This window comes from uncultured Rikenella sp., assembly GCF_947628055.1.
Taxonomy (GTDB): Bacteria; Bacteroidota; Bacteroidia; order Bacteroidales; family Rikenellaceae; genus Rikenella.
On record NZ_CANQYJ010000069.1, the window covers coordinates 1 to 13,404 of the forward strand.

Below are 13,404 nucleotides of genomic sequence, written 5' to 3' on the forward strand. Positions count from 1 at the left end.
GATGCGGAAGATTTCGGGCAGCGGCTCCGGACGATCCTGATGGCGGTGCAGGGGGCGGGCACGTGGCGGCTTCGGCAGGTGTATGCGGCGGCTGAGCAGTCGGATCCGGAAGCGACGGACGCGGCGGTGACCCGGTTTCTGGCCGGCCGGCTGCCGCAGGAGGTGGCCAATAATGTGGTCTGGCCGATGTTCGAGAATAGTGTGGTGACGCGTTTCGGATCGCCGGCGTTCGAGTATCTGGTCTCGCATGCCGATCTGTTCCGGCGGGAGATGGGACGGGAGAAGGTGGACGCGGTGCTGGCGGAGGCGTTGTTGCAGTCGATGCTGCCGTATACGGTGGGAAACATGCCGTATGATGCGGATGTGGCGGAGGGGATGGTGAGCACGGCTGAAAACCTGGGCTTGCCGCCGGCGTTGGCGTTGCGGTCGATGGCGGACGTGGCGGTGTTGCGGGAGGGGGAGGATCTCTCTTTGTTCGTGGCCCGTCTGGGCCTGCTGCTGGATATGGTGCCGGAGGCGTACCATTTGCCGCTGGCCGTGTCGCTGGATGTCGTGGCGGCTCGGGGCTCGCGGGAGGCGAAAGAGGGGGCGCTGAAAATCGCTACGCGTGTGCAATCTTCGCTGCACTCGCCTGCCAATGAGGCGATGCTGGAACTCTTACGTAATCGTTTGAAATAATTTTCATACCTTTACACCTCTTAAATTTTGACCGTTCGTTTAATCACTACCCTACTGTGAGTGACTGTTCTTTCTTTGGAAAGAAAGAACCAAAGAAACTTTCAGATAGCTGCGCTACTCCTTACGCTCCGCAGTCCTCTTGCATTGAGTTTGGTTCGGGGCGCGGGAATCGGGCCGATTAGGTACGAGCCTCATCATATCGGCCCGATTCCCCGCACCCCGACAAATCAAAGACAAGGGTACCCGGCAGGCTCAAGAGATGCGCAAGCATCTCAAAAAGTTTTTCTGGTTCTCTTTGTTCACAAAGAGAACAGTTCCCTCGAACATAGGGTAGAAATGAAACGAACGGATAAATTAATAGGATTGTTAAGATGAAAATTTCGTACAACTGGTTAAAAGATTATATTCAGACCGATCTGACAGCAGAGCAAGCCGCAGCGATCCTGACCGCCTCAGGGTTAGAGATCGAAGGGATCGAAAAAGTCGAGAGCATACGCGGCGGATTGCAAGGATTAGTCGTAGGCGAAGTATTGAGTTGCACAGATCATCCCGATTCCGATCATCTGCATATCACCACCGTTTCGACCGGCGCGGACACAGAGCCGTTGCAAGTGGTATGCGGCGCGCCCAATGTGGCGGCAGGGCAGAAAGTCATTTTGGCGCAGATCGGTACGACACTTTATCCCACAGGCGAAGAAGAAGGATTCAAAATCAAGAAATCGAAAATACGCGGCGTCGAATCGTTCGGGATGCTGTGTGCAGAAGACGAGATCGGCGTAGGGACCTCCCATGACGGGATTATCGTACTCGATTCGGCAGTGCCGGCAGGGACACCGGCCGCGGAAGTTTATCAGTTGCAGGACGATTATGCGTTTGAAGTCGGGCTGACCCCGAACCGGATCGACGCAGCTTCGCACTACGGGGTGGCGCGCGATTTGGCCGCGTACCTGACCGCGAATGGCGGGGGGCATATCGTGAAAGCCGCGTTGCCCGACGTGTCGGGGTTCCGGGTGGACGACCCGACGGCTTTGCCGGTTTCGGTAACCGTCGAGGATCCGGAAGGGGCGCCGAGGTACATGGGGGTGACGATGAAAGGGGTGAAGATCGGCCCCAGTCCGGAGTGGCTGCAACAGCGGCTGCGGGCCATCGGGATGAACCCGAAAAATAATGCGGTGGATGTGACCAATTTCGTGATGTACGAGTGCGGGCAGCCGCTGCATGCGTTCGACGTGGCGAAGATCGGAGGGCATAAGATCGTGGTGCGGCGGGCAACGGAGGGGGAACCGTTCACGACCCTCGACGGCGTGGAACGCACGTTGTCGGGTGAGGATTTGATGATCTGCGACGAACGGCGGCCGATGTGCTTGGCGGGAGTGTTCGGCGGGATGGAGAGCGGGGTGCAGGACACGACGACGGATATTTTTATCGAGGCGGCCTATTTCGATCCGGTGACGGTGCGCAAGAGCGCGCGGAGACACGGGCTGAGCACCGATGCTTCGTTCCGGTACGAACGGGGGGCGGATCCGGATATGGCGGCTTATGCCTTGCGGCGGGCGGCTTTGCTGATCGGGGAATTGGCCGGCGGGATCGTGGCTTCGGAGGTGGTGGATATTTATCCGAAACCGATCGGGCCGTTTGAGTTTCAGGTGAATCTGGGGCGCATCAACCGGCTGATCGGGGCGGAGATTCCGACCGATATGGCCAAGGCTATTCTTGTCGGGCTGGAAATCGAAATCCGGCGAGAAACGGTGGCGGAGGATCACAGCGGGGATGTGTTGCTGGATATTGCGGTGCCGGCGTATCGGGTGGACGTGCAGCGCGAGGCGGATGTAGCGGAGGAAATCCTGCGCATCTACGGGTTCAACCGGGTGCCTAATCCGCACTATATCAAGAATGTCATCACGTATGGGAACCAGAAGACGGCGGGCCGGATGATCGAGGCGGCGGCGAACCTGCTGGTGGGACAGGGCTGTGTCGAGATTATGAGCAATTCGCTGACCCGGGCGGCTTACTACGAGGGGCTGACCTCTTCTTATCCGGCGGAGAATTGCGTGCGGATCCTGAATCCGCTGAGCAACGAGCTCAACGTGATGCGGCAGACGCTGCTGTTCAACGCGTTGGAGGCGGTGGCGCTGAATGTGAACCGGCGGAACGGGGATTTGCGGCTGTTCGAGTTCGGGAATTGCTATTTCTTCGATCCGCAAAAGGCGGCTTCGCTTCCGGAAGGTGAGAAGGGTACGCTCTGGCCGTATCGTGAGGAATACCGGCTGGCGGTCACGGTGACGGGGCAGGAGCGGCAGCCGAACTGGAACCGGCCGAAACCGCAGATGTCGGATTTCTTTACGGTCAAATACCTGACGGAACAGCTGTTGCAGCGGCTGGGGGTCAATATTTACGAGGGGTATTATGATACTTTGGCGAGCGACCTCTATTCGGAAGCGGTGGCTTATATGATCCGGGGCAAGAAGCTGTTCGAGATGGGGATCGTTTCCAATAAGTTGGCTCGGACGATGTTCGACTTGAGACAGCCGGTCTACTATATGGAGATGAATGTGGCTCAGCTTCAGAAAGTGGTGGAGACTGTTCGGGTGAAGGCGGCGGAGTTGCCGAAGTATCCGGAAGTGAAACGCGATCTGGCGCTGTTGGTGGACAAGGGGGTGACGTTCTCGCAGCTGCGTGAGGCGGCGGGCAAGGCGGAACGTAAACTGCTGAAGTCGGTGGGCTTGTTCGATGTTTACGAGGGGGACAAGCTGCCGGAGGGCAAGAAGTCGTATGCGCTGAATTTTGTGATCGAGGATACGACCAAGACTTTGACGGATACGGAGATCGATCGGATTATGGGAAATATTGCGGCGGCGCTGACGCGGGCGACGGGGGCTCAGGTGAGGGCGTAGGTGCTTTTTGTTGTCGGCTGGTCGGCTGTAATTGTGTATTTGCAGGAATCCGTGAACGGGTTCCTGCTTTTTTTCGTACGATAAAAAGCTCTGTTTATTTGGCCTCGTGCCCACCCCCTAAGACAGAACAAGTTCCCGATTCGGGTGCCGAGCTGTAATTACTTGACATCTTAGGCTCCGCAGTCCTCTTGCATCGAGCTTTTTGGGGGAGAAGCTAAGGTAGTTACAGTAATAGTGCGTTCCGAGAGGAACGCCGGCCTTGCGCGCTGGGCCTTCGACCCACCCCCGGAGCGCGCAGGCCGAACATGCAAAACTTTTTAGTACGTTTTTTGTCGCTTCGGGCCGGCGGGCTGTTTTTCGGTAATCGTTTCTATCCGGCGAGGCGTTTGTTCTTTATAAGAAACTTTTTTACAGCCCTCATGCCGGGCAGGCACTTTTTCCTTAGCCGCCTCAAACCGGCGGGGCTTCTACTTTCTTTGCCACCAAAGAAAGTAGACAAAGAACCGGCGCAGCAGCCAAGTGCCATCGAGCTTGCTCGAATGGCCGAGGCGCCAGAAGGAAGGCGAAGCCAAAGTGCCTCCAGCCGGTTTCGCCTTGTCGAAAGCCGCTCGTTCAGCCCGGCTTTCTCAAGGCAAAACACGACGTTTCCGGAAAGGCTTTCGCGTGCGCAACAAGCGGGGTAGACACGGCAGACCCGGGAATGTCGCGTTTTGACTTGAGAAGCCCGTGCGGGTGCGCGGGCTTCGATAAGGCGAAACCGATTCCCGGTGACTTCTTTGCTTTCTTTCTTGGTCACCCAAGAAAGAAAGTGCTCGCCCGGCATGAGGGTTGCAAAGAAAGGTTTTCTTAAAAACTAAGTGCTTCGCGGCATGAGCGGCAAAAGTACCTACGATTTCCTACTCCAGCACTCGCGCGCTGGCGCAATTCGGCACCCGAACCAGGCCATAATTACCCTAAAATATGCAACCGCCCTCGGGACAGGCAGGCCGCGCCACGCCGAAGTGTCATTACCCCCTGCCAGACCCTCTGCCGTTTCGAGACCGAAAACACTCCAGCCCCGCCCAGCAGCATCCGAGAAACAGTTAAGCCCCCGAATTACTTTCCCCGCCGCTCATTCCGATACTTCCGCTGGATAATCTCCGCGATCGGAATATTCTTGATCTTGCTCTCCAGCCACGAAATAATATCCAGGTAAAAAAACGGCCGCCGCTCATACGGATGGCTCTCGAACGGCTTCAGATGTTCATACAGCCGGATCAACTCACCTTTGAAATCCGAAGCATACGTATGCGGGATCCGCTTGAGGAAAGTGATGATTTCGTGCTGCACCGAATGCATATCATTGACCTTCACCACGAAAGCATAGACATTTTTGATCTGGTACTCCAGCGAATAATCCTCACCCGCCTCGTAAGACGCGATCAGGTGGAGGATTCGGGAAAAGACCTGCAAATCGCGCCGGAACTGCGGATTGGGAATCGAAATGATCGTATGCAAATACCCCATGCACTTCTTATACTCCCCGTTGCCGAAATACATGCAGGCAATCTTGTAAGAAAGCAGCATCCGGTAATGCTCGTCCACACTGCGGCCATACTTTTTCAGGAACTCGTCCACCTGCGACACCAGCTCCACCCCCTCGGCAAAACTCCCCTCCAAGAAATGAACATTGATCTTGGCCTGCAACAGACACAACGTCGAAACAATGACCAGATTATCGGTCATCGGGCTGATCTTCGGCAACTCGCGCTCGAATTTCTCCACCACCTGCACCATCCGGTCGTGTCGGCGCGTCATGAAAAGCACGTCCAGCAGACGCGACACCGCCCGCACATAATGATCGTAATAAGCCGAAATCAGATCCGGTTTCTCGTCGAACAACCCCACCCACCGAAGAGCATAACGGTAGCACATCACGAAATCATGCCGGATATAACTGTACCACATCCGGGCCTCGTAGAGATAGAGCCGCTCGTGGAAACTCATCCCCCGGTCATCGTACCCGTCCAACCGGATTTTAAAGAAATCGGTCACCAGTTTGCGATCCTTCTCGCTGCGGACATAGCCCAGCTGGAGATTCAAGCTGTAAAGCTGCACCGAAAGGTTCGACAACCCGTTGATATTGGCGATCCGCTTCGCCAAAGACTCCGCCTGGTCGCTCAACTCCCCCGCCCGGTCCGTAGCGCTGCGATTCATGTGCAGCGACTCGACCCGTTTCTCGAACTCCACGATCTCCAATGCCAGCGTGAAATTCTGGTACTCCAGCGCCATCTCCTTCGCCCTGCCCAGCATCTGGAGCGCCTGCCGGAACATGCTTTTATCGTACAGAATGCGGGCGAAATCGATCATCTGGCGGATCTCCATCACCCCGATATGCTGCACATTGAGCAGCCGCACGCTGACCAAGATCTGCCGATAGAGATACGCCTTCATATTAGGCAGCTGCTCCTTCTTGATCCCCGATTTTTTGAGCACCCGGGCCTCATCATACTCCTCCATCCCGTCCAACGCATCGAACAGAGCGATGAACTTCGCATCCTGATTCGCCGCACTGCGCGCAGCATAGAGCTTGAAATTCCGCTTCTCCGCCTTGCTCATGCCGCGCACCAGCTCGAAAACCGCTTCCTGCCTGTTTGTACCCATACCCCGAAATCTCCTGGTCTGTTAACTATGCAAATATATCCTTTTCCGGCCACACTTCCCCCCGCGCACCGAATTGAAATACAGCAACCGATAAAACGACGAAGAACTGTTAACTTATTCACATGTAAAACAAAAAAAATGAATAACTTTGCGCTCGTCAAAAACGGCATACCCAATGGCAGACCATTCACGTTACGCGGGCCGCGGAGTTTCATCCGGCAAAGAAGACGTCCACCAAGCGATCAAAAACATCGACAAAGGCCTGTTCGACAAGGCTTTCTGCAAAGTGATCCCGGACTGGTTCACCGGCAGCGAGCAGCACTGCCTGGTCATGCACGCCGACGGGGCCGGCACCAAATCGTCGCTGGCCTACATGTATTGGCGCGAAACCGGCGACCTCGACGTGTGGAAAGGCGTGGCACAGGACGCCGTGGTGATGAACACCGACGACCTGCTCTGCATCGGAGCCACCGACAACATCATTCTCTCGTCCACCATCGGGCGCAACAAACGCCTGATTCCGGGCGAAGTGATCTCAGCGATCATCAACGGCACCGAAGAATTCCTGCAAACCATGCGGGACTACGGGGTGAATATCCGATCCACGGGCGGGGAGACGGCGGATGTGGGGGATTTGGTGCGGACCATAATCGTGGACTCGACGGTGACGGCTCGGATGCAGCGCAACGAAGTGATTACGAACGATCGGATTGCCCCGGGATGCGTGATCGTCGGGCTGGCTTCGTACGGGCAGGCGAAATACGAGACCTCTTACAACGGAGGGATGGGAAGCAACGGGCTGACATCCGCCCGGCACGACGTGTTCGGCCGGCACATGGCGGAACGTTACCCGGAATCCTACGACGGCGGGATTCCGGCCGACCTGGTCTATACCGGCTCATTCGACCTGACCGATCCGGTGCCGGCCAAGTATCTCGGTGCGGGAAACGCAGCGGATGGTCTGCCGAAAGAGATGGACATGGGGCGCTTGGTGCTGTCGCCGACACGGACTTATGCCCCGGTCATTACGAGCATCCTGAACGAAGTGGGGCGGAAACATATCTGCGGCATGATCCACTGCACGGGCGGGGCGCAGACCAAGATTCTGCATTTCGCCAACAACGGGCTGCATATCATAAAAGACAACCTGCTGCCGGTGCCCCCGCTGTTCGAGATCATTCAGGAACAGTCCGGGACGCCGTGGGAGGAGATGTACAAAGTGTTCAACATGGGGCACCGGATGGAACTGTACGTGCCGGACACCGGTGCAGCGGCGGATATGATCCATATCGCCGACTCGCTGGGCGTCAAAGCGCAGATCGTGGGACGGGTCGAGGCGCTGGGGGACACCGGCGCGCCGGCGCAGTTAGACGTGACGGGCGCCGACGGACGCACCTACCGCTATACCCGATAGGCAGAGAGCCGCAGACAGAGATTCCAAAACAACAACTCAATAACCGATATGTCGAAAGTAATCAAACTACGCAAAGGTCTCGACATTAACCTGATCGGCGCTGCCGAAAGGGTGCTCACCAAATGTCCGGCCGCCGCCAGCTACGCGCTGGTGCCGGACCACTACCGCGGTGTGACCCCCAAACTGCTCGTCAAGGTTGGTGACAAGGTCAAAGCCGGCAGTCCGCTCTTTTTCTCGAAAGAGCATCCGGAGGTGCTCTTCACCTCGCCGGTCAGCGGTGCGGTCGGCGCGATCAACCGCGGCGAAAAGCGCAAAATCCTGAGTGTCGTCGTGACACCCGACGGAGAAAATCAGAGTGAGCACTTTGACGTATGCCCGATACAGGAGCTTACCCGCGAACGAGTGAAAGACACTTTGCTGCGGGCCGGTTTCTGGCCGATGCTCATCCAGCGGCCTTTCGGGATCATCGCCCAAAGCGACACGACACCGAAAGCCATTTTCGTCTCGGGTCTGGACACCGCTCCGCTGGCCCCAGACCTGAACTTTCTGGTGCAAGATCAAGGCGAACATATCATCGCCGGACTGGAAGCGCTCAAAAAACTGACCGACGGGAAAGTACACCTGACCGTCGGTACCGATACGACGGCAGGCGTACTGAGCAGGATCAAACAGGCCGAAGTGCACCATATCGAAGGGCCGCATCCGGCAGGGAATGTCGGCGTGCAAATCTCCCAGATCGATCCGATCGCCAAAGGCGACATCGTCTGGACAGTGGAACTGCAGCACGTGGCCATGATCGGGCGGCTGTTCCTCACCGGCACCGTCGATATGAGCAAAATCGTCGCCTTGACGGGGTCGGAGGTTGTTAAGCCGCACTATTTCAAGGTAATTAGCGGGGCACTGATTTCGTCGATCACCGACGGGAACCTGCGGACGACCCCTGAAACGGATGCTAAAACCGACGGACACGACGTGCGGATTATCAGCGGCAATCCGCTGACCGGGATCAAAGTTCCGCTCGATGAAGTCGAAGGGTATCTCGGCTTCTACCACAACCAGATCACCGTCATTCCGGAAGGAAACAAATACGAACTTTTAGGATGGGCCATGCCGCGGTTCAATAAATTCTCGGTATCGCACAGCTACTTCTCGTGGCTGTTCCCGAAGAAAAAGTACAACCTCGACACCAATATGAACGGAGGGCCGCGGGCATTCGTGCAGACCGGGATTTACGACAAAGTGATGCCGATGAACATCTATCCGCTCTACCTCATCAAGGCGATCCTGGCCGGAGACATAGACAAGATGGAAAACCTCGGCATTTACGAAGTGATCGAGGAAGATGTGGCCTTGTGCGAATTTATCGACCCGTCGAAAAACGAATGGCAGGCCATCTTGGGGCGCGGGATCGAACAGATGATCAAAGAACTCAACTAACGCACGCGGACTATGAAAGGACTGAGAAACTATCTGAACAAGATAAAGCCCAATTTTGAGAAGGGCGGAAAGTACGGCAAATTCGCCTCTACTTTCGAAGCGTTCGAATCGTTCTTGTACGTGCCGAATACCGTTACGAAATGCGGCGCGCATATCCGGGACGCGATGGACCTCAAGCGGACGATGACGGTAGTGATTGTCGCATTGCTGCCGGCATTGCTCTTCGGGATGTTCAACGTCGGGTATCAGCACAACAACGTCGCGCTGGGACTGACCGACACCACCGTGATGCAAAACTTCTGGTTCGGATTCCTCAAAGTGCTGCCGATTATTGTGGTGGCTTATGTGGTGGGCTTGGGGATCGAATTCCTCTTCGCCGAGATCAGACACGAAGAAGTCAATGAAGGCTTTTTGGTCAGCGGCTTGTTGATACCGATGATCATGCCGGTGGACTGCCCGTTGTGGATCGTGGCGGTGGCGACGGCCTTTGCGGTGATCGTCGGCAAGGAAATGTTCGGCGGAACCGGGATGAATATTTTCAATCCGGCCTTGTTGGCGCGGGCATTCATCTTCTTCGCCTATCCGACCGCTATCTCCGGGAACGAAGTATGGGTTGCGGGGCTGAAAAACGCATCGGCCTCGGGGATGCAACTCGTGGACGGCTATTCCGGCGCGACACCGCTGGGAGATGCTGCGGCGGCCATGTCCAGCGGCGCCCAGTCCATCGACTGGAGTATGAGCACCACGCCGATCGACTGGTTCTACGGCTTCATTCCAGGATCGATCGGGGAAACTTCCACATTGGCGATTCTGATCGGGGCATTCATCCTGATTTGGACGGGGGTAGGCTCCTGGCGGATCATGGTATCCTGCGTGGCAGGGGGCTTGGCCATGGGCGGCCTGTTCAACCTGATCGGAGCCAATATATTGATGGACATACCGGCATGGTACCACCTGATCATCGGCGGGTTTGCATTCGGCACCGTATTCATGGCCACCGATCCGGTGACCGCCGCACAAACCAATCGTGGAAAATACATCTATGGGTTCTTGATCGGGGTGTTCTGCGTGATGACCCGCGTGCTGAACCCGGGCTATCCGGAAGGCATGATGCTCGCCATCCTGTTCATGAACGCCATGGCCCCGCTGATCGACTACTACGTGGTGCAGGGCAACGTCAAACGCCGTCTGAAACGGGCCAAAGCCAACGCATAACACATTACAGACAATGAACAAGCAAAGCAATACCTATATAGTCACCTACGCGACCGTCCTGGTGATAGTCGTCGCCGCGGTGCTCTCCTTTGCCGCCATCAAGCTGCAACCGATGCAGCAGGCCAACGTCAAAACAGAAAAGATGGGCGCCATCCTCAGCACGATCGGCGAAGGCAGTCAGGCCGGCACAGTCTCGGACAAGAATAAATACATCGAAGAAGAATTCGGAAAATACATCACCGAAGCGTTTTTCGTGGATTCCACCGGAACCGCCGCGGATGCACCGACCGAAAAAGTGCTCGAATCGCTGAACAACCTGCCGGAAGTTTTCGCGGCACGGACAGCGATGCCGGTATTCGTCGCCTCGGTGCCGGACGCTGCGGGCAAAACCGGCGGCGTGAAGACCGAATACGTGGTTCCGGTGACCGGCAAGGGTCTCTGGGGGCCGGTGTGGGGATACATCGCCCTGAACGAAGACTGCAATACAATCGTCGGGGCCGTGTTCGACCACAAGAGCGAAACACCGGGCCTGGGAGCGGAAATCGCCACCACATCTTTTGAAAACCAATTTATCGGCAAACAAATCTTCGACAAAGAAGGCCGGTTCGTCTCCATCGACCTGCTCAAAGGCAAAGGATCGTCGGCAGGCAATCCCTACGCGGTGGATGCCGTCTCGGGAGGCACCCTGACCTCGAACGGAGTCAAGGCGATGCTCGGCACTTGCCTGGGCGACTACGTGCCATTCTTTGAAAAAATGCAATCGCAGGCAGCGGCCGAAACCCTGCCGGCCGCACCAGTAGCCGACACGACCGCAGCACCGGCGGACAGCATAGCAACCGCACAAACGACGGAAGGAGGATCCAAATAATGAGTACCAAAGAAAAAGAGCCGCTCTTCTCGGCCAAAAACATGGGCACCCTGATGGGGCCGTTGGGACGCAACAACCCCATTTTGGTGCAAGTCTTAGGGATTTGCTCCGCGCTGGCCGTCACGGCCAAGATGAAACCGGCATTCGTCATGGCGCTGTCGGTGACCGTGGTGACCGCATTCTCGAACCTGCTCATCTCGCTGATGCGTAAAGGGATTCCGTCGCGGATCCGGATCATCGTGCAGTTAGTGGTGGTGGCAGCGCTGGTGATCCTGGTCGACCAGGTGCTCAAAGCATTCGTTTACGACATCAGCAAACAGCTTTCGGTTTACGTCGGCCTCATTATCACGAACTGCATCATCATGGGGCGGCTCGAAGCGTTTGCGATGGGGAACCGGCCCTGGCCCTCGTTCTTGGACGGGATCGGGAACGGTCTGGGATACGGTCTGATCCTGCTGATCGTGGCCTTCTTCCGCGAACTCCTGGGGTCGGGAACCTTGTGGGGCTACCAGGTGATCCCGCAATCGTTGTACGACCACGGCTACGCCAACAACGGCCTGATGATCCTGCCTCCGATGGCCTTGATCATCGTGGGCATCATCATCTGGATACACCGCAGCCGCAACAAGGAACTGCAGGAGAAATAGCCCGTCTCATCTACAAGTAGAGATCAATTATGGAAAACATACTGAACATATTTGTCAAGTCGATCTTTATCGACAACATGGTCTTCGCCTTCTTTTTCGGGATGTGCTCCTACATCGCCGTGTCGAAGACCGTCAAGACTGCGATGGGATTGGGGCTGGCGGTGATCTTCGTGATGACCGTGACCGTACCGGTCAACTACCTGCTCAATAAATTCGTACTGGAACCGGGGGCGCTGAGCTGGATCTCCCCGTCCATGTCCGGAGTAGACCTCAGTTTCCTGAGCTTCATCATCTTCATCGCCGTGATCGCCTCGATCGTGCAGCTGGTGGAGATGGTCGTGGAAAAATTCGCACCGGGACTATACAGCTCGTTGGGGATTTTCCTGCCGCTGATCGCCGTGAACTGCGCCATTATGGGGGGATCGCTCTTTATGCAGGAGCGCGCTTATGCCAATATCGGCGAAGCCACGGCATTCGCATTCGGTTCGGGAATCGGCTGGTGGCTGGCGATTATCGGGATGGCCGCCATTCGCGAAAAACTGACCTACTCCAACATACCCAAGCCGCTCAAAGGGGTGGGGATTACGTTTATTATTACCGGCCTGATGGGGATCGCATTCATGATCTTCCTCGGCATCCAACTCTAAAGCATACAGACAGATACGATGATAGCAACAATCATTTCAGCAGCCGTCGCGAGCAGCACGCTCACACCGACGCTCGTCGCGGCCATCGTCGCATTCGCGGCGCTCACGCTGATCTTGGTGGCCGTTCTTCTCTTCGCCAAGAAGAAACTGACACCGTCGGGCAACGTCACCATCACGATCAACGGCGAAAAAGAGATCACCGCAGAAACCGGAGGATCGCTTCTGTCCACACTGGCCGAACAGGGGATCTACCTGCCGTCCGCTTGCGGAGGCGGCGGCTCGTGCGGGATGTGCAAATGCCAGGTTCTGGACGGCGGAGGGGAAATACTGCCGACAGAAGTCAACTTCTTCAGCCGCAAACAACAACAGAATCATTGGCGGTTAGGGTGTCAGGTCAAAGTCAAGAACGACCTGAAGATCAAAGTGCCGGAAGCAGTGCTGGGGGTCAAGAAATGGGAGTGCGAAGTGGTTTCCAACCGGAATATCTCCACATTCCTCAAGGAATTCGTCGTCAAGCTGCCGGAAGGCGAACAGCTCAACTTCCGGAGCGGAGGATATATCCAGATCGACGTGCCGAAATACGACGAGATCAAATTCTCGGATATGGAAGTCGATGAGAAATTCCGGCCGGACTGGGACAAATTCAAGATGTGGGATTTGACCACGAAGAATCCGGAACCGACCTTCCGGGCTTACTCGATGGCGAACCACCCGGCGGAAGGGAACATCATCATGCTGAACATCCGGATCGCCACCCCGCCGTTCGACAAGGCGACGGGAGGATTTATGAAAGTCAATCCGGGAATCTGCTCGTCATACATCTTCAGCCGAAAACCGGGCGACAAAGTGACGATCTCGGGGCCTTACGGAGAGTTCTTCCTGCCGGACAACCTGCCGGACACCCAAGAGCTGATTTTCATCGGCGGGGGGGCAGGTATGGCGCCGATGCGCAGCCACATCA

At 56.4% G+C, this 13,404-nt stretch carries 11 protein-coding genes; 10 read left to right on the forward strand and 1 reads right to left on the reverse strand.

From position 1 onward, the window contains the following. From Q0Z93_RS07185 to Q0Z93_RS07195, 3 genes are all read left to right on the forward strand, one after another. A partial coding sequence (locus tag Q0Z93_RS07185; protein ID WP_298064212.1) for a hypothetical protein occupies window positions 1–678 on the forward strand: 678 nt, incomplete at its 5' end. Window positions 679–1,049: 371 nt separating this feature from the next. Further along, entirely contained in the window at window positions 1,050–3,572 is a 2,523-nt protein-coding gene (gene pheT, locus Q0Z93_RS07190; RefSeq protein ID WP_298064214.1) for a phenylalanine--tRNA ligase subunit beta, read from the forward strand. Window positions 3,573–3,877: 305 nt separating this feature from the next. Beyond that, complete coding sequence (locus tag Q0Z93_RS07195) at window positions 3,878–4,255, forward strand: hypothetical protein (protein WP_298064215.1); 378 nt, start codon at window positions 3,878–3,880, stop codon at window positions 4,253–4,255. A gap of 412 nt (window positions 4,256–4,667) precedes the next feature. Here the strand turns inward: Q0Z93_RS07195 and Q0Z93_RS07200 are convergent, their stop codons facing one another. Continuing rightward, window positions 4,668–6,215 (reverse strand): hypothetical protein, encoded by a 1,548-nt coding sequence (locus Q0Z93_RS07200; protein WP_298064217.1) that lies wholly within the window; start codon window positions 6,213–6,215, stop codon window positions 4,668–4,670. 175 nt (window positions 6,216–6,390) lie between these two features. On the opposite strand from Q0Z93_RS07200, the gene Q0Z93_RS07205 reads away from it, so the two are divergent. From Q0Z93_RS07205 to nqrF, 7 genes are all read left to right on the forward strand, one after another. Beyond that, on the forward strand, window positions 6,391–7,629 hold the full coding sequence (locus Q0Z93_RS07205; RefSeq protein WP_298064219.1) for an AIR synthase related protein: 1,239 nt from the start codon (window positions 6,391–6,393) through the stop codon (window positions 7,627–7,629). Window positions 7,630–7,677: 48 nt separating this feature from the next. Continuing rightward, window positions 7,678–9,066 carry a Na(+)-translocating NADH-quinone reductase subunit A gene (locus Q0Z93_RS07210; RefSeq protein WP_298064220.1) on the forward strand — a complete coding sequence of 463 codons (1,389 nt, stop codon included), beginning with the start codon at window positions 7,678–7,680 and terminating at the stop codon, window positions 9,064–9,066. A gap of 12 nt (window positions 9,067–9,078) precedes the next feature. Next, entirely contained in the window at window positions 9,079–10,281 is a 1,203-nt protein-coding gene (locus Q0Z93_RS07215) for an NADH:ubiquinone reductase (Na(+)-transporting) subunit B (RefSeq protein WP_298064221.1), read from the forward strand. A 13-nt stretch (window positions 10,282–10,294) separates the two neighbouring features. Continuing rightward, window positions 10,295–11,149: an NADH:ubiquinone reductase (Na(+)-transporting) subunit C gene (nqrC, locus tag Q0Z93_RS07220; RefSeq protein ID WP_298064222.1), complete on the forward strand. Its 855-nt coding sequence runs from the start codon at window positions 10,295–10,297 to the stop codon at window positions 11,147–11,149. Continuing rightward, on the forward strand, window positions 11,149–11,796 hold the full coding sequence (locus Q0Z93_RS07225) for an NADH:ubiquinone reductase (Na(+)-transporting) subunit D (RefSeq protein WP_298064224.1): 648 nt from the start codon (window positions 11,149–11,151) through the stop codon (window positions 11,794–11,796). Before nqrC ends, Q0Z93_RS07225 begins: the two co-directional genes overlap by 1 nt. Window positions 11,797–11,825: 29 nt before the next feature. Further along, window positions 11,826–12,443, forward strand: a complete 618-nt coding sequence (gene nqrE / locus Q0Z93_RS07230; RefSeq protein ID WP_298064225.1) for an NADH:ubiquinone reductase (Na(+)-transporting) subunit E — start codon at window positions 11,826–11,828, stop codon at window positions 12,441–12,443. Window positions 12,444–12,461: 18 nt separating this feature from the next. Continuing rightward, window positions 12,462–13,404: NADH:ubiquinone reductase (Na(+)-transporting) subunit F (gene nqrF, locus Q0Z93_RS07235; protein WP_298064226.1), on the forward strand; the 943-nt coding region annotated here is incomplete at its 3' end.